The organism is Pseudomonas sp. GW821-FHT09D08, assembly GCF_059416305.1.
This window is the reverse complement of sequence record NZ_JBWKOX010000012.1, coordinates 153,259-178,237: the sequence shown is the minus strand read 5'-3', so window position 1 is coordinate 178,237 and position 24,979 is coordinate 153,259. Positions and strand designations below refer to the sequence as shown.

Sequence of the window (24,979 nt, the reverse complement as noted above, 5' to 3'; positions counted from 1 at the left end):
CATGTGAGAGTAGGTCATCGTCAAGATTAAATTCCGAAACCCCATTTGCGAAAGCAGATGGGGTTTTGTTTTGGGCGGTCAAAAAGTGGGTACGCCTAGGCGGATGAGCTGTTGATTCTTTTCAAGGGCAGCTGCCGTATCACCGTACCCGTCGAGAGGGAACTCAGTTCAGAGTGCCGTTGGGGAATTCAATGCAAAGTGTTTCTGCATTTTTGGTATGGTGCAGCACATTTCCCAAGGACTGATCTTTCATCGCAGGATGCGGCGTCAACCTTCTTCAACGAGATGCTGTAGAAATGCCTGAACCTATACCGATTAAAGATCACGAAAAAGAAAACCGCCTGGTCAACAAGCGCCTGCTCGCTTGTGCGTTGTTGGTGATAGGCATTACGTGTGCGCTGGTAGGGCGTATGTATTTCCTTCAAGTCGTACAGTTCGACTACCACTCCACGATTTCTGAAAACAACCGTGTCCACGTGCTGCCCATCACTCCGACGCGCGGCCTTATTTATGATCGTAATGGCGTGCTGCTGGCCGATAACCGACCCAGCTACAACCTCACCATCACCCGCGAGCGCACCACTGACCTCAAGGGCGAACTCGACGCTATCGTCAACTTGTTGCACCTGCCCGTAGAAGACCGTGCGCTGTTCGACAAGGCCCTGAAGCAGGCACGCCACCCCTTCGTTCCCGTGACATTATTTTACGAATTGACCGAAGAACAAATTGCATTGCTGGCGGTGAATGAGTTCCGCCTGCCAGGGGTAGACGTAGAACCGCAATTCGTCCGTCACTATCCGCTGGGGGCGCACTTTGCCCACTCCATCGGTTATGTGGGGCGGATCAATGAGAAAGAATCCAAAGCCCTCGACTCGGTGGAGTACCGTGGCACGCAGTCCATCGGCAAAACCGGTATCGAGCGTTTCTACGAGTCCGAACTGCATGGTCATGTCGGCTACGAAGAGGTCGAGACTAATGCCCAGGGCCGCGTACTCCGTGTGCTCAAGCACACCGACCCGATCCCTGGCAAAAATATCGTCCTGAGCCTCGACGTGAAGCTCCAGGAGGCTGCGGAAGAGGCCCTGGGTGATCGCCGTGGCTCGGTGGTTGCCCTCGATCCGCAAACCGGCGAAGTACTGGCCATGGTCAGCAAGCCGAGTTTTGACCCGAACCTGTTCGTCACCGGCATCAGTTTCAAGGAATATGCCGCGCTGCACGACTCCATTGACCGGCCGCTCTTCAACCGCGTCCTCCGGGGGCTCTATGCGCCAGGTTCGACCATCAAGCCGGAAGTGGCCATCGCTGGTCTCGACAGCGGTGTCGTCACCCCACAGACCCGTGTATTTGACCCCGGTTACTACCAGCTCCCCGACTTTGACCACAAATACCGCAATTGGAACCACAGCGGCGATGGCTGGGTAGACATGGACGCGGCCATCATGCGTTCCAACGACACTTACTTTTACGACCTTGCCCATAAGTTAGGCATCGACCGCCTGCACGACTACCTGGCGGAGTTTGGCCTTGGCCAGAAAGTCTCCCTGGACATGTTCGAAGAGTCCGCTGGCTTGATGCCATCCCAGGCTTGGAAGCGCGCCACACGGCGCCAACCCTGGTTCCCGGGGGAAACCGTGATCCTCGGCATTGGACAGGGTTACATGCAAGTCACTCCGCTGCAATTGGCCCAGGCCACGGCGTTGATCGCCAACAAAGGCGTGTGGAATCGACCGCACCTGGCCAAGACGATCAATGGCGAGCCGCCGGTGGACCAGAACCCCATGCCCAACGTCGTCCTCAAGGATCCGCGTGATTGGGAGCAGGTCAATCACGGTATGCAGCTGGTGATGCATGACCCGCGAGGTATCGCCCGGGCCGCCGCACAAGGGGCGCAATACCGCATTGCCGGCAAGAGCGGTACTGCGCAAGTGGTTGCGATCAAGCAAGGTGAGCGTTACAACCGCGAAAAAACCCTGGAGCGCCATCGCGACAACGCGCTGTTCGTTGGCTTCGCTCCGGCCGAACATCCGAAGATCGTGATTTCGGTGATGATCGAAAACGGTGAGGCCGGTGGTCGCGTCGCGGGTCCGGTGGTGCGGCAAATCATGGATGCCTGGCTACTCGACCAGGACGGTCACCTGAAGCCGCAATATGCGACGCCGGCAAAAGCGCCAGGTGACCCCCACGTTTAAGTCATGCCTTCCACTCGTCCCATTGCTCGATGCCCTCATGGGCAAGCCAGGGCACATCATGGGCCGTCCAGATGTGCGAGGTGGGCCTGACGCCCGGATCATCGTCCAGCGTCGCTACCCGCACGATCACATGGGGCTGATGCCCACGCTCTGCTATCAGATGGGAGCCACAGCGTGAGCAGAAATGCCTGAGCTTGCCCGGCGAAGATTCAACGGACGCCAACAGCTCCTCTCCCCGCGTCCAGCGAAAATGTTCGCGCATTACGCCAGCGGTGGCCACAAACGGCGCCGCATGTATTTTGCGGCAGCTTGCGCAGTGGCAGTGGCTGATAGGCATGTCCAACTGGTCCACCTGATAGCGGACACCTTTGCAGAAGCAACTTCCATTCAATGGGTCAGTCATAAACGTATTGCCGGTTCAAGGACGGGGTCATCATGATTGCTTACAACCTGAGGTTGCGCATTATTTGGTGTCGCCTACTGTCAATGGAGGAGGTGACTTATGCACGTATTAGATCGCATTGAGCGAAAAGTTCTGCTGAACGCTTCACGTAAACAGGTCTGGGAAGCGCTCGCCCATGCCGAGCAATTCGGTAATTGGTTTGGTATCGCCCTCAAGGGCAAAGCCTTTGTGGCAGGGGAAACCATAGAGGCGCCGATTACATACCCAGGTTACGAACACGTGATCTGGAAAGCCAAAATCGAACGCATCCTGCCGCAAACATTGTTCTCTTTCTGGTGGCACCCCTTCGCAGTGGAAGAGGGCGTCGACTACGACAAGGAAACCCCGACACTGGTGGAATTCACCATTGAGGATCGGGCGCCGGGCATTTTGCTGCGGGTGGTTGAATCCGGTTTCAACGCGGTGCCGGAGGCTCGTCGGCAAAAGGCCTTCAAGATGAACTCCCGTGGCTGGGACGATCAGATGGGCAATATCGAAAACTATTTGAGCAAAGCACGTAGGGCGTGAGCCGCATAACGGGCATCATTAACGGATGCCCGTCTTTGTCGTTCCCAATGTTCACGGGGGAATGGCCTTACGGTTAGAAATCCACCGTCGCGGACAACTTGGCTACGCGAGGATCGCCCTGGCTCAGGAACCCGCCCTGAGCCGACTCCCAGTATTTTTCGTTAGCAACGTTTTCCACAGTAACCCCGAGAGTTACATCACGCTGGTCCAGCGTGAACGTATAGCGCGCGCCTATATCGAAGCGGTTCCAGGCCGGCAGGCTCAAGTTGTTGGCTGCATCCGCGTACTGGCCACCGGTGCGCAGCATGCGCCCGTTGAGGGTCACGCCTTGCAGGGTGGGTACATCCCAGTCCACGCCCGCGTTGAGCTGGAAGGACGGTACACCAATGGCGCGGTTGCCATCGTTGGCACCGTTCTGTGTGTCCTTGAGCTCGGTCTTCATCACGGTCACACCACCCAGCAAACGCAGGCCGCTGACCGGTTCGCCGAAGACATTCAATTCGACGCCTTTATTGATCTGCTGGCCTTCACGAACGTAGCGTGCGGTGGTTGCATCGACGACCTCCGAGTAACCTGCTCCAGGCTGCTCGATACGATAAACCCCTAAGGTAGCGCCATAGGTACCCATGTCCACTTTGACGCCCGCTTCGATCTGCTTGGAGCGAGCGGGCGCGTAGGCCTGCCCGCCGCCAATGACAGTGCGGGTGCCTGCCACGAGCGGGGAAACCGGTCCTTGGGCCAAGCCTTCGATGCGGTTGGCGTACACCGACACGTGTTCCCATGGCTTGAACACAATGCCGTAGACCGGCGTGGTGATCGATTCGTCATAGTTGGCGGTGCGTGTACCGCTCATGTAGTTGTAACCCTGAACCACCATCTGCTGGCGACGTGCGCCGACGGTCACCAATAGGCGGTCATCGAAGAAGCCCACGGTGTCGGAGACGGCTACGCTGCGCACGAATGTCTTGGCGGTAATGGTCGGGTCGCTGAAATCGGTACCCGGAGTATTGCGCGGGTTGTTGAGGGTCGGTGGTGCGCCAGTCACAGGCGTGTAGATATTGGTCGCACTCGGTGAGCCGTTGAAGACATAGGCGTTACGTGCCTGGGTCCAAATGCCCGCGAGGCCGAAGTTGAGTCGATGGCTGACGACGCCAGTCTGGAATTTGCCGTTCAGGCCGCTCATGAGACTGGAGTTGTCTTCTTCATGCGCGATGGTCGAGCGGCTGGATGTGGCATTGCCGAGGTTATCGGTCAGGGTCACCGATGAATATTGGCCCATTTCACGGCTGTGTTTGGCACCGGCTGCCGCATAAGCCGTCCAGTTTTCGTTCAGGTCATACTCGGCGCGCAGCATTCCCAAGCTGTCTTCAAGGTTGGTACTGCTCCAGCTCGGCGCATAGTTCGTGTCTGCTGAAGGCGCATCCGGTACATGGGTGGCGGTACCCAGGAATACCGAATTGCGCCCGCCGTTGATGCGCTGCTTTTGATAGACAAAATCACTCGATACGCGCAAAGCATCACCGCGGTAATCCAGGCCGAGGGCAAACAGTTTGGAACGCTGGTTTTCATCGTCAATACCGGTATCCCCTTCGCGTTGGGACAGGTTTACCCGTGCACCAAAACGATTGTCTTCGCCGAACCGCTGGCCGATATCCACGTGTTCGCCTACACGGCCATCGCTGCTGATATCCGTGCTGAAGCGACGCAGCGGTACATCATCGGCGCGCTTGGGTTGCAGGTTCACGCCGCCGCCGATCCCCGAGCCGCCCGGTGTCACGCCGTTGATAAACGCGTTGGGCCCCTTGAACACTTCCACACGCTCCAAGGCGTCGGTAGAGATGATCTGACGTGGCAGGATGCCGTACAAACCATTGTAGGAAATATCATCGCCGTTCAACGGCAGGCCACGGATCATGAAGGTCTGCGCCTGGTTCGCATACCCCGACGCCTGGCGCACCGACGAGTCATTGAGCAGCACATCTCCGACGGTCTCGGCCTGCTGATCACGAATCAATTTTTCGGTATAGGAGGCCATGCTGAAGGGGACGTCCATGATGTCCTGGCTGCCCAGCACTCCCAATTGACCACCGCGTGCCACCTGGCCGCCGCTGTACACGGGGGGAAGGGCACCCGGTGCGGGCCCGTCGGCGTTGATAGTGGTGGCACCCAATTCCAGTGTGCTGCCGTCCTGACGGTTGTTCGCATCCTGCGGGTTGACTGGGGTTGCAGCATGGGCGGCAAGGCTCAGGGAACAGCAAAGGGCGAGCAAGGTCGGGCGAAACGGCACGGCGAATGGGCTACGGGTGGGCATGGTCGATCCTGACGGCGAACCGTCAATGTGAGAAGAGGGGCAACAGGCGTTGCGCTTCCTCACTGCGCGAATACGACTCCGGCGCAGATGATAGTAATTATTATTAACGGCGTGCAACAAATTTGTCAGATTGCAGTCTGCGTGCGCGTTTACCTGCCGCGTTTGCGCAGATGCCGCGTAGAATCAACGCCTGAAAGCTATTCCTGAGGTGCGGTACGGTGGATTTACAGCAGGGTTTTGTCCTGACCCGGCATTGGCGCGACACCCCGGCGGGCACGGAGGTCAGTTTCTGGCTGGCCACAGACCAGGGGCCACGGTTTATCCGCCTACCCATGCAGACCTCGGTGATGTTTATTCCCGAGGCCCATCGCAAGCCGCTGGATTGGTTGCTCAAAGGTGAACGCGATATCGAATTGCGCCCGCTGCAACTCTGCGATTTCCATCACCGCCCGGTCCTGGGCCTCTACACGCGCCAGCACCGCCAGTTGATGGACGTGGAAAAGCGCCTGCGCGCCGCCGGTGTCGATGTCTACGAAGCCGATGTGCGCCCGCCGGAACGCTACATGATGGAGCGTTTCATCACCGCTCCGGTCTGGTTCGGGGGTACACCGGATGCCGGCGGTGCCCTGTGCGATGCGCAGATGAAGCCCGCGCCCGACTACCGGCCGCCGCTCAAGCTGGTGTCCCTGGACATCGAGACCACCGCCCAGGGCGACCTCTATTCCATCGCCCTAGAAGGCTGCGGCGAACGCCAGGTGTACATGCTCGGCCCGCCGAACAAGACGGACGCGGTGGATTTCAAGCTCGACTACTGCGACACCCGCGTCCAACTGCTCGAATGCCTCAACCAATGGCTCGCCACCCATGACCCCGATGCAATCATCGGCTGGAATGTGGTGCAGTTCGACCTGCGCGTACTCCACGAACATGCCCAGCGCCTCAACGTGCCGTTGATGCTCGGTCGCGGCGATGAGCCCATGGCCTGGCGCGAACACGGCAGCCGCAACCATTACTTCGCCGCAGCGGCGGGGCGCCTGATCATCGACGGTATCGAAGCCTTGCGTTCGGCCACCTGGAGCTTCGAATCCTTCAGCCTGGAAAACGTCGCGCAAACCCTGCTCGGCGAGGGCAAGGACATCTCCACACCGTATCAACGCATGGACGAAATCAACCGCATGTTCGCCGAGGACAAGCCCGCCCTGGCGCGTTACAACCTCAAGGACTGCGAGCTGGTCACGCGGATTTTCGAGAAGACCGAGCTGCTCAAGTTCCTGCTCGAGCGCGCCAGCGTCACCGGGTTGCCGGCCGACCGCAACGGCGGCTCGGTGGCGGCATTTACCCACCTGTACATGCCGCTGATGCACCGCCAGGGCTTCGTCGCGCCGAACCTGGGCGACAAACCGCCCCAGGCCAGCCCCGGCGGGTTTGTCATGGATTCGCGCCCCGGCCTCTACGAATCGGTGCTGGTGCTCGATTACAAAAGCCTCTACCCGTCGATCATCCGCAGCTTCCTGATCGACCCGGTGGGCCTGATCGAAGGCCTCAAGCACCCCGACGACAGCGACTCCGTCGAAGGCTTTCGCGGTGCACGCTTTTCTCGCACCCGGCACTGCCTGCCGGCCATAGTTGCGCGTGTCTCCGAAGGTCGCGAAGAGGCCAAGCGTGAGCACAACGCGCCGCTGTCCCAGGCGCTGAAAATCATCATGAATGCGTTCTACGGCGTACTCGGTTCCAGCGGTTGCCGCTTTTTCGATACACGCCTGGCTTCCTCGATCACGATGCGCGGCCACCAGATCATGCGCCAGACCCGCGAACTGGTTGAAGCTCAGGGGTATGAGGTGATCTACGGCGACACCGACTCCACCTTCGTGTGGCTCGGCAGCGCGCATTCCCAGGACGACGCCAGCCGTATCGGCCAGGCGCTGGTCAAGCACGTCAACACCTGGTGGCGCGAGCACCTGCACAGCGCGTTCGGTCTGCAAAGTGCCCTGGAGCTGCAATACGAAACCCACTTCAGCCGCTTCCTGATGCCGACTATTCGCGGCGCGGAGGAGGGCAGCAAGAAGCGCTACGCCGGCCTGGTGGTACGTGCCGACGGCAGCGAAGAGATGATCTACAAAGGCCTGGAGACCGTACGCAGCGACTGGTCGCCCCTGGCCCGCCGGTTCCAGCAGGAACTCTACCAGCGCATCTTCCACCGCCAGCCCCATCAGGACTACATACGCGACTACGTGCGCCGGACCTTGAGCGGCGAGTTCGATGAACTGCTGATCTACCGCAAACGTCTGCGCCGTCAACTGGATGACTACGAGCGCAACGTGCCGCCCCATGTACGCGCGGCGCGCCTGGCCGATGAATACAACGACCGCCTGGGGCGCCCGCGCCAGTACCAGCGCGGCGGCTGGATCCGCTATGTGATCAGCGTCAACGGCCCCGAACCGCTGGAAGTACGCCAGGCGCCGATTGATTACGACCACTACGTCACCCGGCAATTGCAACCGGTCGCGGATGCGATACTGCCGTTCGTGAGTGACGATTTCAGCACCCTGGTCGGCGGGCAAATGGGCCTGTTCTAAAATCCTTGATTCATCCAATGGAGGAAAGGCTATGTACACACTCTATGGCATCGACGAATCCGGCTCCTGCATGATCGAAATCGCCCTGCAACGGTGCGCGGTACCATGGCGACGGGTGGACGCCGCCTCCTGGGCCGACGGCGAGGGCAGCGACGAGCTTGCCCGTATCAACCCGCTCAAACAGGTGCCCACCCTGGTCACCCCCGATGGGCAGGTGCTGACGGAAAGTGCCGCGATCCTGATCCACCTGGGCCTGGCGTTTCCCGATGCGCATCTGCTGGGCGGCGACCGTGACCAGATCATTCGCGGCCTGGTGTACATCGCGGCCAATTGTTATTCGGCGATCGGCATCATCGACTACCCGCAACGCTGGCTGGGCAACGTCGATGAAGCGGTGCAGACGCAATTGACCACCGGCACGCGCCGCTATCTGCATCAGGCCTGGGTGGTGTTTGCGGAACAGTTTGCCGGCCAGCTGTTCGCGCCCGACGGCGCACCGAATGCGTTGGGCATCATGGCGGCGGCGGTGTCGCGCTGGGATGAGGCGCGTGAGGCCTTGACTGCCTTGGCGCCAGGCTTTGCCCAGATCCTGGCGCAGGTGGATGCCGACCCGATCGTGGCGCCTGTCTTTGCCCGCCATTGGCCGGGCTGGAAGGTCTCGTAATGTTTCCGCAATCAAAGGAAACAATGCCGCATGTCGCCGCCAAGTCCTTGCGGAGCGGGCGTCCTGGCCTACGCTTTCTGAACGCGGTGTAGGAATCATCCTTGAATTTGACTGTCGCAGACATGAAACTCAAGAACCCTGCATGGAATTCAAAGGAGGTGCGCATGCTCATCCGGTCGCTGACCCTGGCTACCTTGATGGCTTTTACGGGGCCGCTGTTGGCTGCTGATGATATCAACCCGCTCAAGCAGGACCTGGGCAAAGCCCGGCCACTGGTGGTGGTGGAGCTTGATTCCGGCAACGACACACTGGCGACCCTCAAGAAACAACTGGACGAGCCTGCCACCAAGCAGTCCTTTGAAGAGCGCAGCATGGTGTTCTACACCGTGAAGTTCGGCAGCATCGGTGCCGAAGGGGAGAAGTTCGCCAAGGACCCCAAGGACAACAAGAAGCTCACGCCGCCCGAGACCAATGCGCTGATCCGCGCCCTCAAACTGGGCGCCGGCAGCGGCACCAAAGTGATCCTGGTGGGCAAGGATGGCGAGAAGAAAGTCGAGAAGACCGTGCCGCCGGATAGCCTCGACTTGAAAGAGTTTTTCAGCGCCATCGACCAGATGCCGATGGCCGAGAAAGAAACCGCCGCCGCCCCGGAACCCGAGCCCGTTGCTCCGGCTCCGGCCAAGGGCGCCAAGCCGGCTAAACACGCCGGCAAGCCCGCCGCGCAACAACTGGATGACTGAACCTGATACTCGGTAGGAGCACGCTCGCTCCTACCGTTATCTGGCAGCCTTGCGCAGCGGAAATGGAAAGTAGAAAAACCGCAGGAACGCCACCCGCTTGATCACTTCCCCGATCAACAACGGCACCACCACCGCCACCACAAAGCCGATACAGGCCGCGACAAACGCGTGCAGCCCCAGACGCTCCATCAAGTCGAATGTCTTGTGCTGGATCTCCCCATGGAAGATCAGCAGGATCAGGGTCGACTGGCCGATGTAGGTCATGACCCGGGTGATCAGGGCCGACGCCATCAGCACCCGCGCCAACGCCCAGCACAGGTACACCCCAATCACCGCCAGCAGGCTGGTCCACAGCCAGTGGTCGTAGCGACGCTGCGCCAGGTCCATGGTGTCGCCCCGGTAGAGGAACACCGCCGCGAACAGCGCCACCGACACCAGCAGGGTCAGCAGGGAGCCCGCATGGGTACGCAGCCAGTCACGCAGCAGGTAGCCGTAGACGAAACACGCGCTGCTGATCAGGGTGATATCCAGGCTGAAGGGCAGGCCGGGCAGCACCCAGGTTTGCCCGCCGAGAGTCACCGGCAGTTGCCAGAACCACGGCAGCATCCAGATGCCGATCAGCAGCGGCACCAGCATCACTGCGCAACTCAGCGCCAGCGGCGGGCGCTGGATCAGCCGCAGTACCGCCCAACTGAACAGGATCGCCACCCAGAAGTGCGGCAAAAACCACAGCGCCTGCCACGGGATGGTGTCCACCGAGGCGTACAGCACGCCGCCGATATCCGGCAGCAGCGGTTGGCCGCGCAGCACATCGCGCACGATCACATACACCAGCATGGTGAAGAAAAACGGCTTGAGCAGGCCGTCGGCCTTACGCACCGCCATCTCGACAAACGGCTGTTCAGGTTTGAAAAACACCCCCGACAGAAAGAAGAACAACGGCAGTACGAACGACGCCAGGATCGGGTACATCAAGTCCGGCGACGTGGCGACAAACCAACTGTGGGCGTACACGATCACCAGGATGCCGATGCCCTTGGCGATATCCATTTGAATCCAGCGATTTTTCACCTGAGTGCTCCCGATCAATCATTCAATGCCTTGCGCCACGGCTTGAGCCACAGCCCCATGCCGAGCAGCACCACGGCGCCGGCCAGGGTGCTCAGCCCCAGTTGCAACCACACGCCTTCAATACCAAACAGCATCAGCGCCGCCAGCCCCATCAGCAGTGCACTGAGCAGCCAGTGCCGGGCCCAGGGCAGGGCGTCGAGCAAGGCCTGGCGCTGCATCAGCAACAGTGCGGTGCAGATCACGCCGGCCAGTGCGGCCAAGGGGATACCGGCCAGGCCAAACACCCAGGGCAGCGCTCCCAGCAACAACACGTTGACCAGGCTGCCCAGCAACTCGCAGCGCAGTGGCTGGCGCGTATCGCCAGCGGCGTAGGCATAGCGCGCGAGCAAGGCGTTCCAGGCGCCGAACACCAACGGCACGGCAAACCAGGCCAGCAGCAGCGGCAACGGTGAATCCGCCGATTGCTTGGGCAGCAGCAGTGCCACCAGGCTCGGGGCTGCCGCCACCAGGCCGACGCCGGCGGGCAGGGTCAGTACGCTGGCGGTTTCCAGGCCGCGCTTGAGCAGGGCCAGGCGCTCATCGCCCTGACGGCGGCTCATCATGCCCAACAGCACCTGGTTGAGACTCATCAGCGCAATCAGCGGCAGGTTCATCAGCTTGCGCGCCAGGTTGACCCAGGTCACCGCGCCTTCGCCCAGCAGCGATGCCACCAGCCGCTCGATCAGCGCCAACCCCTGGCTGGCGCCATTGCTCAGCAACAGCGGGCCGATGCGCTGGCCCAGCTCCCGCAAGGGTGCGACGCTCAGTTGCCAGCGCCATGGCCGCCAGCCTTGGCGCCACATCGACGGCAACAGCGCCAGCGGCATCAACAGGCTGCCGGCCAGGCAGGCCAGGGCCAGCGCGTGCGGTTGGCTGGTGGTGCCCGCGAGGGCGAGGTACGTCACTGGCGGCAGGTTGAACAGCAACGAGCCCAGCCCCGCGAGGACAAAACGTTCACCGGCCTGCAAGGGAATGCTGAACAGCCCATGCAACATCAAGCCCGGCACACACCAGGCGACGATCTGCAGGTTGCTGCTGGCCAAAACTGTGGCGGTGTCGGCCAATCCCGGGCCGAGCACTTGCACCAGCCACGGCGCCAAAAGCGTCAGCAGCAGGCTCATGACCAGCGCGATCAGCAGCAACGCCGGGAACAGCACCGCCAGCCACTCCAGGCGTTCGCCATGCTTGCGTTGCAGGTACAACGGCAGCGCGGCGGCGCTCAGCACACCGCCGGCCAACGACATGCGCAGCGCTTCCGGCAAAAACAGCGCGATCAGGAAGGCATCGCTGCGCTCTCCGGCGCCCCAGGCCGCCACCAGCAACCATTCACGGGCGAACCCCAGGCACAGGCCCAACAAGGTCGCCAGGGTCAGCCAGGCGGCAGAGCCGAGCATCAGGGCCGTGCCCCATCAGGCAGGTGTTTGCGGTAGGCCACGGTCTTCACCTGCGGCAGCCGCGCCGGAAACAACCGCCGCGCCTCCAGCACATTGATGCCCACCATCAGCCAGAACAACGCCACCATCACCACTGCAAAACTGAAGTAGTGGTCGAACAGGCCGCTGACCAGCGCCGACAGAATCCCGCCGGTCGTCCCCAGCCACAGGGCATTGTCCTTGGTCAGGCGGATCGGGCCTTTTTGCGGACGCGCCTCACGCCACCAGCGCACGGTCACCGCCACAAAGAACAGCATGCCGACGATGCCGGTCTTGTAGATGAAGTTCAGCCACAGGTTGGAGATCCCCAACAGGTGGGTGCCCGGTACCGGCGGGTCAACCTTGAAGCCGATCCCGAACGGATAAGACACCACCGCCTGCGGGAACATGCGGTACTCATCGAACCGCACTTCGGTACTGGCGTTGTCCGACGAGAAAATCGTCGCCAGGCGTTCCTGTAACGGTGGGTAGGCCATTACCAGTGCCACGGTCAGCGCCGCGCCGATCATCAGCAGGCGCCCGGTGTAGGGCACGCGGCGCGTAGCCATCCACACCAGCACCAACGCCAGGCTGACCATCGCGCCACGGCTGCTGGCCAACAGCAACGCCGCCGCGCCCAGGCAGGCGACGCCCAGGCCCAGCGCACGTTTCCAGCCCTGTTCGGTCACGCCGAAGCAGAAGGCCAGGGGCAGCAGCAATGCCATGATCCCGCCGATGGCATTCGGGTGCATCCACGGCGAACCCATGCGCGAAGACATGGCCTCCAGACCAAATTTCAACATGTCGAAATTGCCGTAGTTGAACAACGCCAGAATCGGCGCAATGCCGGCCCCGGAGCGCGTGCGCACGAACACCGCAATCGACAGCACCAGCATCGCCAGGCTGCCCAGCAACAGTGCGATCACCAAGGATTCACGCTGCTTGCGGTCCACCAGTAACCTGGCGCAGAGGAACACCGCCGACAGGCTCAGCAACCAGCGCAGCCAGTTGGCCACGCCGCTGCTGTCGGCGTGGACGGTGACTTGGCCGACGATAAACGGGAACACGCTGAACAGCATCAGCCACAGCAGCATCTGGTCGGTGGGACGGCGGGTCAGGCTGGGCGTATCGGGCAGGCGGGCCAGGAAGTTGTGCCACAGCACCGCGCCCCAGGTCAGGGCCAGGATCGCTTCGCTGACGGTGCTGCGGATCCCCAGGTTGATAGTCGAGTACGGCATGAACGTGGCGATCATGGCGAACAGCAACAGCCCCCACAACGGAAAGCGCAGGATGGTCACTGCCCCCGCCAGGCCGACTACGGCCAGGAACGCCTTGGCCGGCGACAGCAGCAGGGCGAGGGCGCCAAACAGCAGGCCGAAGAGGATCGCGACGAGGCTTGCCAGGTTCACTCTCACTGAAGTTCCTCGATCAGTTCGGCCAGGCGTTGGCGATAAGCATGATGGTTGAAACGTTGCGCCCACAGGCGCCGTTGCTCGGCGCAGTCTTCATCCGGGCGCGCGCCCAGGCTGAGCATCAATTGCACCAGCGCCGGGCCATCGGTGGGCGAAAACCGCGGGGCCGACGGCGGGGTGATTTCATCCAGCGAAGTGCCGCTGGCCACCGCCACCGGCGTACCGACGCTCAGGGCCTCGATCACCGGCAGGCCAAAGCCTTCGGCATAGGACGGCTGCCACAGGCGTGATGCCTGGCGGTACAGCGCCTGCAACTCCGCGTCCGACACGCCACTCAGCGCGCGAATCCCCGGCAATGTGCGCTGGGTTTCGGGCAAGTGTTCCAAACTGCCCACCAGCACTAACTCCGGCACCGAAGGGGATTGGCGCCGCGCCTGCTGCCAGGCGTCCACCAAAAACGGCACGTTCTTGCGCAACTCACGGGTGCCCACCAGCAGCCAGTAGCGCTCGGGCAACTGATGCCGGCTCAGGTCCGCCACCAGCCCGGCAAAGCCATCGACCTGATTGGGCAGCACACGAATCTTGCCCACCGCCTTGGGAAACAGCCGCGCGGTTTCATCGGCGCTGTATTGCGACGGCGTCCACACGCGGTCGGCGCTGTGCACCGCGTAGGTAATCGACAGGCGATCGCTGGTCTTGTAGATCAGCGCCTTCAAGCGGTTGGCATGGTAGTTGTCCAGGGTGATCTGGAACAGGTCATGCAGCAGTACCACGGTGCGCAAGCCTTTCGGTTTGGGCGGCAAGGGCAGGCCCATGTTGAAGGTGCTGATGTACAGGTCGATACGCTCCTCGCGCAAGGCACGCGGCAGAAAACCGGCCTCAAAGCGCAGACGATTCTGCGGCTGGTGCATGGCGGTCTTGGCACAGCCCCACGCCGGGCAGTGGGCCTGCAGGCGCGTTTCATCGCCCAGTGGCGCCACGGTAAACCGTTCAAGCTCAATGCCCGGCAAGGTGTGCAGGGCGCTTTCCAGTGCATACACCTGGCGGCTGATGCCCGATTGCGGCGAAGTGCCGACGGTGCGGTAATCCAGGCCTATACGCATGCGTGCTCCCTCTGGCTCAGCGGCACGAGGGTGGCGTACACCTGCTCCAGTTGGCTGGCGGCGACGCTCCAGTCATGGGCGCGGCGTACGTAGGCGCGGCCCGCCTCACCCATGGGCGCGGCGGCTTCAGGGCATTGCAGCAGGCGCACCACGGCATCGGCCAGGTCGTCGGCGCTTTGCCCACCGAGGTAGTCCAGGCCTTCCACCAGGTCCAACCCCGACACGCCTTGTTCGGTGCTGGCCAGCGGCAGGCCGGCGGCCAGGGCTTCGAGCACCTTGAGCTTGGAGCCGCCGCCATGGCGCAACGGCGCCAGGAACACCGAACAGCTCGATTGCAGGTCGAGCAGGTCGGGCACGAAGCCTTGCCACTCGATACGCGGGTCTTTCCAACGCTCGCGCCAGCTGCCGGGCATGCCGAAGCCGCACACACTCATGCGCACATCCGCACAGCGCGCCCAGACCTTGGGCAGGATTTCATCCAGGGCCCATTCGATGGCGTCCACGTTCGGCGCGTATTCATAGTTGCCGAGGAACAGCACGCGGCGTGTCGACGGGTCGGGATGGGCGGCGGCGAAGTGATCGCAGTCCACGCCATTGACCACCACCGGCACGGGTTTTCCGGCGATTTTCTCCAGGGTGTGCGCATCGCTTTGAGTGACCGCCACCACCTGCGTGGCCTGGCGCATCACCCGGCGTTCCCAGCGGGCATAGCGCCATTGATCGTAGCGAATGAACGGCAGCGACCAACGCGGCAAGCGGTCGTAGGTGGCCGCGCCCAGGGCCGATTCCACATTGTGTTCGGTCAGCACAAAGGGCTGTGATTTACGCGCCAGCGCATCTTCGTAAGGCTGGAAACTGTAGCTGTGCTCGATCTGCACAACGTCCCACTGCTCACCCAGCAACCAGTTGAAGGTGTCCTGCAACTCGCCCGCCAGCCCATTCACGCTGGCCAGCAGCGGGTAGGGGGCAAACAGCCCCGCCACCAGGGTCTTGAGGCTGCGCAACGGCCGGCGCGGCAGGATGATCAACTGTTCGACAAACGCTTCCAGCATCTGGCGGTCGGCAGGGGACACCGGATGCTTGTCATGCAGCAGCAAGGTGATCCGATGCCCCCGCGCCGCCAGGCTGCGCAGCAGGTGGAACTGGCGGGTCTTGCCGCCGCTGGTGGCGGGCCAGGGCGTGTAGGGCAGGATCCATAAAATGCGCATGGCGGGCCTCACTCCCATAACAGAATTTGCAGGTTCGGCTTGACCATGACGGTCAGCCCGTGGGTGCCGCTTACCGGGGTTTGCGTACCGCGCAGCGGGTCATACAGGGTGGCGCTGGCCAGGTTGGGCAGGTGTGCGTTGCCGCCCCCGGCCGCCCAGAAGAACCATAGCTTGCGCCCGTCGGCGCGGGTCCAGCCGATGCTGAACAGGCCGTCGGGCAACTGATCGGCGCTGGGCGGATCACCGGGGGTGAGCGCCGGACCGCTGACGTCGAGGAAATTTTTCAGCGCGGTGTAGACCGGCTTGGGATTGGCGTCGATGTCGAGCAAACCGTAAGACTGATCACGCACACTGGCGCGCTGGTCCAGATCACTGAGGGTAAACAGGAAGATCCGGTCGTAATCCAGCGCACTCATCAGCGCCAGGCGGCGCACCACGTAATCGGCCTGGGCCTGTGGGGTGATGATGTCCTGGGCGTCTTTGGGACCGGTGTAGGTCGACCAGCCCCACTCGGTGCTCCACAGGGTCTGCACGCCGCCGTTGCGCAGGGCCTGGTTGAGCGTGGTGGTCCTGGCGATAAAGTCCAGGTTGGCCGGGTCGTTGCCTTCGGGCAATTGGGTATAAGGGTGGTACGAGACGACGGTATTGAGGCTGGCGACGCCCAGGGCGCCGAGGGCATCGAACATGCTCTGGCCGTTGGGCATTTCGCTGAAGAATGCCATGCCGGCGGCCACCACCGGTTTGCTCGGGTTCATTGCGCGCAACGCGGCGGCGGTGGTGGTCAGCAGTGCGGCGTAGCCGGCCGGGTCGGCTGCCGGGCGCCAGAAGCCCAGCAGGTTCGGTTCGTTCCATACCTGCCAGGCGTCGACACTGGGGTAGCGCTGGGCCAACAGCGCCATGCGGTTGGCGAACACGTTCGGGTCTTTCGGCGGGTACTGGTCCTGATACGGCGCACCCACCGGCGCAGTGGTGGCGAACGGCGCCGACCCCACCAGGTAGAACACCGACTTGAGCTGGTTGTCCTGCAGTTTGCCCACCAGCTGATCCAGCGTCGCAACCTGGTACTGCCCTTCGACCGGCTCCAGCTGGTCCCAGTGCAAATCCAGGCGTACCCACTCCAGGCCCAGCGCCTTGAGACGGTCGATCTGCTTCTGATAGCGCTCAGGGGCGAACCACAGGAACTGCGCGTTCACCCCGAGGAAATCCTTCCACACCACGGTTTTGTTGCCCTTGAGCACATGGCTCTCGGCATCGGCCTGGCGCCCCCACAAAAACGCGGTCAGGCCCAGGGCGGCGACTACGACCAGGGTGGCGATGTAGGTGCGTTTACGCGCCATGGTGGCTGCCCTCGATGGCTTGCTCAAACAGAGCCTTGAACTTTTGCGCGGTCAACGGCCATAAGCGCTCGCGGCCGATTTCGCCGGCGCGTTCGGCCCACTCCCGGGCCAGCAGCGGCGTGCGCGCCAGGCGCAGCAGTTGCGCGCTGAGGGCATCCACATCGCCTTCGGGGTAGATGGCACCGTTGCCGCTGGCGACTTCCTCGGCAAACGCGCGAGCGTCGGAGGTAATCGCCCCACGCCCGCAGGCGGCAGCCCAGGACAGCGCGCCACTGGTACCGCGCTGGCGCCCGAGCAGGCCGAGTTTTTTCGATTCGCGATAGGGCAGCACCATCACATGGTGGGCCTGGATGGTCTGGGCAATCTCGTCGGCCGGCAGGTTCAGCTGCCAGTCGATGGTATCCGCCAAGCCGAGTTCGGCGATCTGGCGGTTCAACTGCTCCAGGTAATTACCACTTGCGCCAAACGCCATTTCGGCGGCGGTGCCACCGGCCAGGGTCAGGCGCACACGCTCACGCAATTCGGGGGCCTGCTTGAATACGCCGGCCAGGGCCTCTAACAGGTCTTCGATGCCTTTACCCCGGTAGATAAACCCGAAGTACAGCAGGCGCAGCGTATCCAGGGGCGGCAACGGCGCCGATGCAATCGCCAGGTTGGCATGGTTGATCACCGCGACTTTCCCCGCCGGCAGTTGCATGCGTTGGCCCAGGCACTCGGCGCCCAGGCGGGTGAGGGTGATCAAGCGGGTCAAGCCGGCGGCGACCTGGCGCTCTTCACGCAAGGTCAGCGGATCGGCCAGCACCACTGCGGCCTCTGGCATCGGGCTGGGCAAGCGCTCCAGCAGGTTCAACGGGAATGGCAAGCGCTCGCGCCGCCAGACGATGCGTTCCGGATCATGCACCGTGGCGGTCAAGGGCAGTGCCGGGTAGGCCTTGCGCAATTCGCGCAGGGCCAGGAACTCCCCCAGCCGTCCGCCGCCCAGCTCGGCGTGGACCAGGTCCACGCTGTGCCAGTCGAAACCACCGATGGCCTGTTTGATCGCCTCGCTGTTGCCCGCCACCCCGGCCAACGGCGTCAGCACCGTCACCTCCAGTTGTTCCAGTGCCGTGCGGAAATGGTTCGCGTAGTCGGCGATGCCATTTTTCTCCGGTGGCAACGGGGCGAGCAGGGCGACGCGCATCAGAATGCCCCTCGGTACTTGGCGATGGTTTTCAGCACCTTGGCCGGCACTTCGAATTTGCGCCGGTTGATGATGATGCCGTCGACCTTGCCGAACGCGGTGTTGAGGATCGACAGCGCGTGCTCCACCACCGGCACCGTGCTCTTCTGCGCTTCCACCACCAGCGCAATCAGGTCGGCCCGACGCAGGTTGATAAACGCATCGCGGTTATCCAGCAGCGCCGAGGCGTCCAGCAGCACCACTTCACCTGGCGCCGCCGGTTCGGCGCCGCCCACACGCACGTTGATACCGTTTTCCTGCAGCAACTGACGCAGTTGCTCCACCACGAAGGTCACCCCTTCGCCATGACGTGCCGAGGTCAGCCCCAGGGTCAGGCCCTGCTCGGCGATGCGCTCCAACTGCAGCAACCCGTATAGCCGGTAGATGCTCGCATTGAACGCGTTGGTGCTTTGGGCGGTGCTGGTGTCCAGCTCGGGCAAGGTGGTCCACAGCGGCAGGCCGAACTTGCGTTCCGCCAGGCCGCCATCGTGGATGCGCTGGTCGAGCAGGTAGCACAGGTAGATCACCAGCAGGCCGACGACGAGGGCGAATGGGACCGCCAGCACCAGCATCACCAGGGTCTTGGGGAAGATACGGCCGGGGTTCAGGGTGGCCTCTTCGATCACCGCGATGTTGCTGATCTGGCTGTTATCCAGTTCACGGTCAATGCGTGATTTTTCCAGGTTGTCCACATACAGCGCGTAGTTGCGTTCGGCGGCGCCCAGCTCCCGGGCGAGGCGTGTCAGTTCCGGTTCGATCTCCAGGGCTTGCTTGCGCTGGGTTTCGAGGTTGGCCAGTTGTTTCTGTTGTTGAGTCAGTTGGGTACGCAGCGCGAGGTTGTTGCTCGACTCATCCAACAGTACTCGCTGCAAGTGGATTTCCAGGGTATTGGGCGCGCGGTTTTCCGAGCTTTGCACGGTGTTGCTTTCACTCGCGACATGGGCCTGCATTGCGCGGATCGACGCATCCAGGGCTTTGACCGGCGGCGCGTTGTCCGTGTAGGTGCGCATCATGTCGGCCTTTTCCAGCAGCTTCTGGTTCAGCAGGCGGCGCAGGTCCTGCTGCTGGGGGTTCAGTGCGATCTGGCGCACCGTGGTGACTTCCTTGGGCTGGCTCTTGAGCTGGGTGCGGGTGCTCTGGATGGCGCTGTCGGAGGAGGCGATCAGGCGCGTGGTGTTGAACGTTTCGCCCCGCAGTACGTTGATGCGCTCGGACAAGTCTTCCAGGCGATCGGTGATGCTCGCCGCGCCGATCTGGTTCAGGTGCGTGAGGATCTGCTGCTTGTAGCTCTGGATCTCGGTGGCGCTGGTGGCTACCTGGCCTTCATAGAAGACGTACAGGCTCTTGCGCCCCAGGGCCTGGGTGCGTTCGTTGACATAGGTCTCGACCCAATCCTTGACCACCGCCTGGGCTATCTCCGGGTCGCCCCAGGTAAAGTTGATGTCCATGACCGTGGAGCCGGCCGCGTGGCTCACCTCGAAGTTCTTTTCCAGGCCCGCCGCCAGGCGCTCCACCGGCGTGGTTTTTTCCACCACGCCGACAGTTTCCAGTACCACGCGGATGCCATCGAACACCGCGCCTATGCCACTCTTGACGTAATACTTGGTGCGCTTCCAGAAGCCTTCCGGTGGCGGTGCGTTACTGATCACTTCCAGGTAGTGCTCGGCCACCGCCCGCACAATCGGGCGCCCGGTGAGCAGGCGCTCCTCGTCGACAATCGGGTCGCGCTGGGTGCTGGGCATTACCAGCGCCTGGCGATTGCTGATCTCGATGGGCAAGGTCGAATCACGCCCCGGCTTGACCAGCAGGCGCGCCGTGGATTCGTACTTGGCCGGTAGCAGGAAAGCCCCCAGCAGAATGATCACCAGTGCCGCAATGGCGGCCAGTTTGAACTCGTGGCGGAAGATGAAGAACAGGCGTAGCAGATCACGAAAAGAACGGATCTCGATCATGGGATGTCGCTCCTTTAATTGCTGCCGCCGCTGGTTCGCGTGTAGTTGTAGCCGACCCCGATGGACTTGGTGAACGGGATCAGTTGGTTCATGTAGGTGTCCACGCCCTGGATGCGCTCGCCGACGTTGGACTTGGGCACGAACACCACATCGCCGCGTTGCAGGCGCACCGGCTTGCGCCCGTTGGCGCCGGTCTTGAGGAGCTGGCTGAAGTCCAGGAAGTAAGCACGATAGGCGCCCTGGGCATCTTCGCGCAGCAGCGCGACCATGCTCGCGTTGCCCGCCGGGCTGACCCCGCCGGCGCCGACAATCGCCTGTTCCAGGGTGTTGGCCGTGGCGATCTGCACCGCCGTGGGGTTATTCACCGCACCGCCGACGATCACCGAGTTGCTCGGCGCCTGGTTGATGTTCACCGTCACCCGGGGTTCGCGGTAGGTCGCCGCGAGCTCGTGGGTCAGTTGGGTGGCCAGCTCCGATGGCTGGCGCCCGGCAACCTGGATCGGCCCCAGGAACGGGTAGTTGATCTTGCCGTCGGTCTGCACCGTGTACAGCGTCAGCTCGTAGATGGTGCTGACGTTGAACGCCGACAGCGTCGGCATCTCGCCAGCATCGCGGACGATGCGCAACTGGTCGCCGATACGGATTCGTTCCACTGCCGGTGGCAGCTGGGCCAGTTGGTCGAGGGCGCGCTTGCCGTCCTCGACGGTCTTGCTGTCCGGTGGTTCGATACGCGCCGGGGTGTTGCAGGCGGCCAGGGCCAGCATGGCCAGGGCGAGCACGCTTCGCTTCATCAAGGGGGACTTCCTGTGGGTCATGCTGCTCACCTCCAATAACCGGGAAACATGCTGATGCGCCGCTTGAGGGCGAGCGGCAGGCGGCGTTCAAGATGGCCCAGGCGGTAACCGAGCAGTTTGAACGCACTGCGCACCAGCACCTCGGGCACGCGGTGCAAGGCGCCGGCTTTGCGCAGCGCCGCGAGTTCGGCCAGCACATAGCGTTTGCCCTCGCCACCCGCGTCGCCAAAGGCCTGCTTGATCCACGGCTCGCGGCCGTAGAACACGCCAATGTCGAAGTAGCGGTGAAACTCGTCCATGAGTTTGTAATCGTGGGAGTGATGCACCAGCGCGGTGGCGGCATAGCGCACCTTGTAGCCGTCGAGCAGCATGCGTGCGGCCACAAAGGCGTCTTCGCTGCCGATCACGTCGGCAGGGAAGCCACCGACGGCCTGCAACACACTGCGCCGGTACACCGAAAACGAGTCGGAGCTGAAGCAGGTCTTGATCCCAAGCTCCGGAGCATCGGCCAGGCTTTTGCTGCGGCTGTGTTCCGGGTAGTTGAAGTGCCGCGATTGCGCGCCCAGTACGCCGGCATCGGGGTGGGGCAATTGCCGTCCATAAGCGACGCCGTTGAGCGGGTCCTGCTGCAATTCATCGAGCAGGTTGGCAAAGGTCTCGGGCGTCGCCGGGATGGCGTCCTGGGTCATTACGATCAGCGCGTCGCCACCCACCTGTTCGCTGGCCCAGCGGCGGGTGCCGCCATGGTTGAAGTCACGGGCGTCGATCACCTCGACCCGCGCGCCGAACGTGCGAAAGCGCGCCACGGTGTCATCGCTGGAGGCGCTGTCCACCACCAGCATCTCGTCAGGTTGCAGGGTTTGCATCTTCAGCGCAGGCAGCAGGCGTGCCAGGTGGCTGGAGGCGTTACGGGTGGGGATGATCAATGAAGTGCGCATGTCATTTTTTCACCTCGGCGGGCGCGCGGCCGTAGATGTCGTCGAAGCGCACGATGTCGTCTTCGCCCAGGTACTCGCCGCTCTGCACTTCGATCATCACCAGGTCGATGATGCCGGGGTTGGTCAGCCGGTGTTTGTGCCCGGCGGGAATGTAGGTGGACTCGTTGGCGTTGATCAGGAACTCGCGGTCGCCATTGGTGATCTGTGCCGCGCCACTGACCACCACCCAGTGTTCGCTGCGGTGGTGGTGCATCTGCAACGACAGCGAGGCCAGGGGCTTGACCACGATGCGCTTGATCTTGAAGCGGCTGCTTTCCTCCAGCACGGTGTAGGTGCCCCACGGCCGGGTCACCGTGCGGTGCAGGCTGTACGCCGGATGGTTCTGGCGCTTGAGCTCGGCGACGATATAGCGCACATCCTGGCTGCGGTGGGCGTCGGCGATCAGCAGTGCGTCGGGGGTATCCACGATGATCAGGTCGCGCACCCCCACGGCGCCCAGCACGCGCTTGGGCGAGTCGATGTAGCAGTTGTGCACGTCATGCAAAATCGCCTCGCCATTGACCTGGTTGCCATGGGCATCGCTGGGGGTGAGCTGGCGCAGCGCTTCCCAGGACCCGATGTCGCTCCAGCCAATGTCACAGGGCACCACGGCCACTTGCCGGGACTTTTCCATCAAGGCCACGTCGATGGAAACATCCGGCGCACTGCCGAACGCATCCGCATCCAGTTCACGTTGGCGCGAGGTTGTGTTCTGCAGGCTCTGGCTGTGCTCCAGCGCGGCGCGTGCGGCCTCCAGCACGTCGGGTGCATGGGTGGCGAGCTCATCCACCAGGGTGCTGGCCTTGAAGCAGAACATGCCGGCGTTCCACAAGTGCTTGCCGCCGTCCAGGTAGGCCTGGGCGGTGGCCAGGTCGGGTTTCTCGACGAAGCGTTTGACCCGGTAGCCGTGGCTCAGCGCCTCGCCTTGCTCGATATAGCCAAAGCCGGTTTCGGGGTGGTCGGGCTGGATACCGAACGTCACCAGGTAGCCGGCTTCGGCCAGGTCGCGGGCCTGGGTCACGGCCTCGGCGAACGCCACTTCATTGAGGATCAGATGGTCGGCGGGCATTACCAGTAACTGTGCGTCGCCGCCGAAATGCTCCTGCACATGCAGGGCCGCCACGGCGATGGCCGCCGCCGTGTTGCGACCGAACGGTTCCAGCAGCAGGTCCAGGGGCAGGCGGGCGTTGTTCACTCCGCGGTAGTCGTCGAGGGTGCGAAACAACAGGTCGCGGTTGGTCACCGTGAGCACGCTTTCCACGCCGGGCAGTTTGGCCGCGCGCAGGAAGGTTTTTTGCAGCAGGCTCTGGCCATCGCGCATGCGCATGAAGGGCTTAGGCATGTTCTGCCGCGACACCGGCCACAGTCGAGTGCCCGAACCACCGGAAACGATGCAGGGAATTAATCCGTTGAGGGTCTTCATCAATAGACTTCCTTGGTGGAAAGGACGGCCGGGACCGTCATGAAAACGATGTACAGGTCAAACCACACCGACCACTTGGAGATGTACTCCAGGTCGTACTCGACACGTTTCTGGATCTTGAACAGGGTGTCGGTCTCACCCCGGTAACCGTTGATCTGCGCCCAGCCCGTAATCCCCGGCTTCACGCGGTGGCGCGAGCTGTACTCGCTCACCGCCACTTCGAAGGGAATGCCGGCGGCTTTGGTCGCCGTGGCATGGGGGCGCGGGCCGACCATGGACATGTTGCCCAGCAGCACGTTGAACAACTGCGGCAGCTCGTCGATGCTGGTCTTGCGGATAATGCGCCCCACCCGGGTGATGCGCGGGTCCTGGCGGGTGGTCTGGCGTTCGGCGGTGAAGTCGCTCTGGTCGGTGTACATCGAGCGGAACTTGAACACGCGGATCTCGTTATCGTTGTAGCCAAAGCGATTCTGGCGAAACAGGATCGGCCCTTTGGAGTCGAGCTTGATCGCAATCGCCGTCGCGACCATCACAGGGGACAGTGTCACCAGCGCCAGGCTGGCCAGCAGCACATCCTCCAGGCGCTTGATCACCGGCGACCAGCCACGCAACGGCAATTGCGAGGTGTTGAACATCAGGATCCCGCCCACGTCGGTGATACGGCTATGGCCATAGCGCAGGGCGGCCATGTCGGGCACCAGCATCACGTTCACCGACATCTGCCGCAGGCGATTGACCAGCCCGTGGATGCGCTGCTCGGCGGCCCAGGGCAGGCAGATCATCACTTGGTTGACCTGCTCGGCGCGGATGAGTTTCTCCAGGTCACGGGTGTTGCCCAGCAGGGGCAGGTTGCTCAATTCCTTGGGGATCCGCTCGGTGCGATCGTCGATAAAGCCGATCAGGCCGGAGCGGATATCACCGTTGCGTTGCAGGTGATCGGCGACGTGCATGGCGGTGTCGGTAAAGCCCAGGATCACCGTACGTTGCAGGTATTTGCCCTTGCGCATCAGGCTGCGGTACAGGCGCAGCATCAGCAGGCGCTCAAGGCAGAACAAGCCCAGGCTGGCGACGTACCAGGCCACCAGGTTACGCGGGGTCAATTGCGGGAAAAACTGCAGGATCTGGTACATGAACAACAGGATGCAAAACGCCGCCGACCATGCCTTGACCTTGGTTTTCAGGCGCAGCCGGTTGCTGAACAGTTCTTCGGAATAGATGCCCAGGGCCTGGAACAGAATGATCGTCAGGACCGCGAAAAATACCAGCAGGCCGAGGAAGTGCCCGCGCAGTTCGGGGTCCATCGGGTCGATGAACATCACCAGGATCAGCGGGGGCAAAATGGCACTCAGGCCATGTATGAACTTGACGAAAACAACAAAGAACTCAACAAAACCGGCGCGCGTTAAAAACAGGCTGTCGACGGACGACTTCTCTCGCATAAAACATCCCTCATTGCACGCCAGAGCTATTGTTTGGATGTTTGTTCAATAAAGCAGCGAACTGCTTTAGAGGGCACTTCCAACTATGGCTACTCTGGGTAATACGCAACTATCAATTCAAATGCGGCTATCCATTTGAAGGG

The 24,979-nt window shown here is 62.4% G+C and carries 19 protein-coding genes; 5 read left to right on the top strand and 14 right to left on the bottom strand.

The window, feature by feature from the left end:
- Positions 1–296: 296 nt before the first annotated feature.
- The gene (gene mrdA, locus AC07OP_RS20560) at positions 297–2,189 is read left to right on the top strand and encodes a penicillin-binding protein 2 (protein WP_065939427.1); all 1,893 of its coding nucleotides are present in this window, start codon (positions 297–299) and stop codon (positions 2,187–2,189) included.
- A 1-nt stretch (position 2,190) separates the two neighbouring features.
- Here mrdA and AC07OP_RS20555 read toward each other — a convergent pair whose 3' ends face one another.
- Complete coding sequence (locus AC07OP_RS20555) at positions 2,191–2,592, bottom strand: GFA family protein (RefSeq protein ID WP_043293198.1); 402 nt, start codon at positions 2,590–2,592, stop codon at positions 2,191–2,193.
- 99 nt (positions 2,593–2,691) lie between these two features.
- Between AC07OP_RS20555 and AC07OP_RS20550 the strand changes: the two genes are divergently transcribed.
- The gene (locus AC07OP_RS20550; RefSeq protein WP_115488796.1) at positions 2,692–3,159 is read left to right on the top strand and encodes an SRPBCC family protein; all 468 of its coding nucleotides are present in this window, start codon (positions 2,692–2,694) and stop codon (positions 3,157–3,159) included.
- Positions 3,160–3,232: 73 nt separating this feature from the next.
- On the opposite strand, the gene AC07OP_RS20545 is transcribed toward AC07OP_RS20550, so the two are convergent.
- On the bottom strand, positions 3,233–5,470 hold the full coding sequence (locus AC07OP_RS20545) for a TonB-dependent receptor (RefSeq protein ID WP_495102323.1): 2,238 nt from the start codon (positions 5,468–5,470) through the stop codon (positions 3,233–3,235).
- 218 nt (positions 5,471–5,688) lie between these two features.
- Between AC07OP_RS20545 and AC07OP_RS20540 the strand changes: the two genes are divergently transcribed.
- The 3 genes from AC07OP_RS20540 to AC07OP_RS20530 all read left to right on the top strand — a co-directional run bounded on the left by AC07OP_RS20540 (position 5,689) and on the right by AC07OP_RS20530 (position 9,450).
- Entirely contained in the window at positions 5,689–8,046 is a 2,358-nt protein-coding gene (locus AC07OP_RS20540; RefSeq protein WP_495102322.1) for a DNA polymerase II, read from the top strand.
- 31 nt (positions 8,047–8,077) lie between these two features.
- Positions 8,078–8,710 carry a glutathione S-transferase family protein gene (locus tag AC07OP_RS20535; protein WP_495102321.1) on the top strand — a complete coding sequence of 211 codons (633 nt, stop codon included), beginning with the start codon at positions 8,078–8,080 and terminating at the stop codon, positions 8,708–8,710.
- 164 nt (positions 8,711–8,874) lie between these two features.
- On the top strand, positions 8,875–9,450 hold the full coding sequence (locus AC07OP_RS20530) for a DUF4174 domain-containing protein (RefSeq protein WP_027603094.1): 576 nt from the start codon (positions 8,875–8,877) through the stop codon (positions 9,448–9,450).
- A 36-nt stretch (positions 9,451–9,486) separates the two neighbouring features.
- On the opposite strand, the gene AC07OP_RS20525 is transcribed toward AC07OP_RS20530, so the two are convergent.
- The 12 genes from AC07OP_RS20525 to AC07OP_RS20470 are packed head-to-tail and all read right to left on the bottom strand — an operon-like array spanning position 9,487 to position 24,836.
- On the bottom strand, positions 9,487–10,521 hold the full coding sequence (locus AC07OP_RS20525) for an acyltransferase family protein (protein WP_495102320.1): 1,035 nt from the start codon (positions 10,519–10,521) through the stop codon (positions 9,487–9,489).
- Positions 10,522–10,535: 14 nt separating this feature from the next.
- The gene (locus AC07OP_RS20520; protein ID WP_495102319.1) at positions 10,536–11,954 is read right to left on the bottom strand and encodes a lipid II flippase MurJ; all 1,419 of its coding nucleotides are present in this window, start codon (positions 11,952–11,954) and stop codon (positions 10,536–10,538) included.
- Complete coding sequence (locus tag AC07OP_RS20515; RefSeq protein ID WP_027603097.1) at positions 11,954–13,381, bottom strand: O-antigen ligase family protein; 1,428 nt, start codon at positions 13,379–13,381, stop codon at positions 11,954–11,956. The genes AC07OP_RS20520 and AC07OP_RS20515 overlap by 1 nt, the downstream gene beginning before the upstream one ends.
- 2 nt (positions 13,382–13,383) lie before the next feature.
- A complete protein-coding gene (locus AC07OP_RS20510; protein WP_495102318.1) occupies positions 13,384–14,487 on the bottom strand; it encodes a glycosyltransferase family 4 protein in 1,104 nt (367 codons plus the stop codon).
- Entirely contained in the window at positions 14,478–15,695 is a 1,218-nt protein-coding gene (locus tag AC07OP_RS20505) for a glycosyltransferase family 4 protein (protein WP_495102317.1), read from the bottom strand. Before AC07OP_RS20505 ends, AC07OP_RS20510 begins: the two co-directional genes overlap by 10 nt.
- Before the next feature lie 8 nt (positions 15,696–15,703).
- Positions 15,704–17,032, bottom strand: coding sequence for a GH39 family glycosyl hydrolase (locus AC07OP_RS20500; RefSeq protein ID WP_495102316.1), 1,329 nt, complete (start codon positions 17,030–17,032; stop codon positions 15,704–15,706).
- A complete protein-coding gene (locus tag AC07OP_RS20495) occupies positions 17,022–18,212 on the bottom strand; it encodes a glycosyltransferase (protein ID WP_495102315.1) in 1,191 nt (396 codons plus the stop codon). Before AC07OP_RS20495 ends, AC07OP_RS20500 begins: the two co-directional genes overlap by 11 nt.
- Positions 18,212–20,203 carry a GumC family protein gene (locus AC07OP_RS20490; protein WP_495102314.1) on the bottom strand — a complete coding sequence of 664 codons (1,992 nt, stop codon included), beginning with the start codon at positions 20,201–20,203 and terminating at the stop codon, positions 18,212–18,214. The genes AC07OP_RS20495 and AC07OP_RS20490 overlap by 1 nt, the downstream gene beginning before the upstream one ends.
- A 14-nt stretch (positions 20,204–20,217) precedes the next feature.
- The gene (locus AC07OP_RS20485) at positions 20,218–20,994 is read right to left on the bottom strand and encodes a polysaccharide biosynthesis/export family protein (RefSeq protein ID WP_027603103.1); all 777 of its coding nucleotides are present in this window, start codon (positions 20,992–20,994) and stop codon (positions 20,218–20,220) included.
- 29 nt (positions 20,995–21,023) lie between these two features.
- Positions 21,024–21,935 (bottom strand): glycosyltransferase family 2 protein, encoded by a 912-nt coding sequence (locus AC07OP_RS20480; RefSeq protein ID WP_495102313.1) that lies wholly within the window; start codon positions 21,933–21,935, stop codon positions 21,024–21,026.
- A gap of 1 nt (position 21,936) precedes the next feature.
- The gene (locus AC07OP_RS20475) at positions 21,937–23,397 is read right to left on the bottom strand and encodes a mannose-1-phosphate guanylyltransferase/mannose-6-phosphate isomerase (RefSeq protein ID WP_495102312.1); all 1,461 of its coding nucleotides are present in this window, start codon (positions 23,395–23,397) and stop codon (positions 21,937–21,939) included.
- Entirely contained in the window at positions 23,397–24,836 is a 1,440-nt protein-coding gene (locus tag AC07OP_RS20470; RefSeq protein ID WP_115488783.1) for an undecaprenyl-phosphate glucose phosphotransferase, read from the bottom strand. Before AC07OP_RS20470 ends, AC07OP_RS20475 begins: the two co-directional genes overlap by 1 nt.
- Positions 24,837–24,979: the final 143 nt, after the last annotated feature.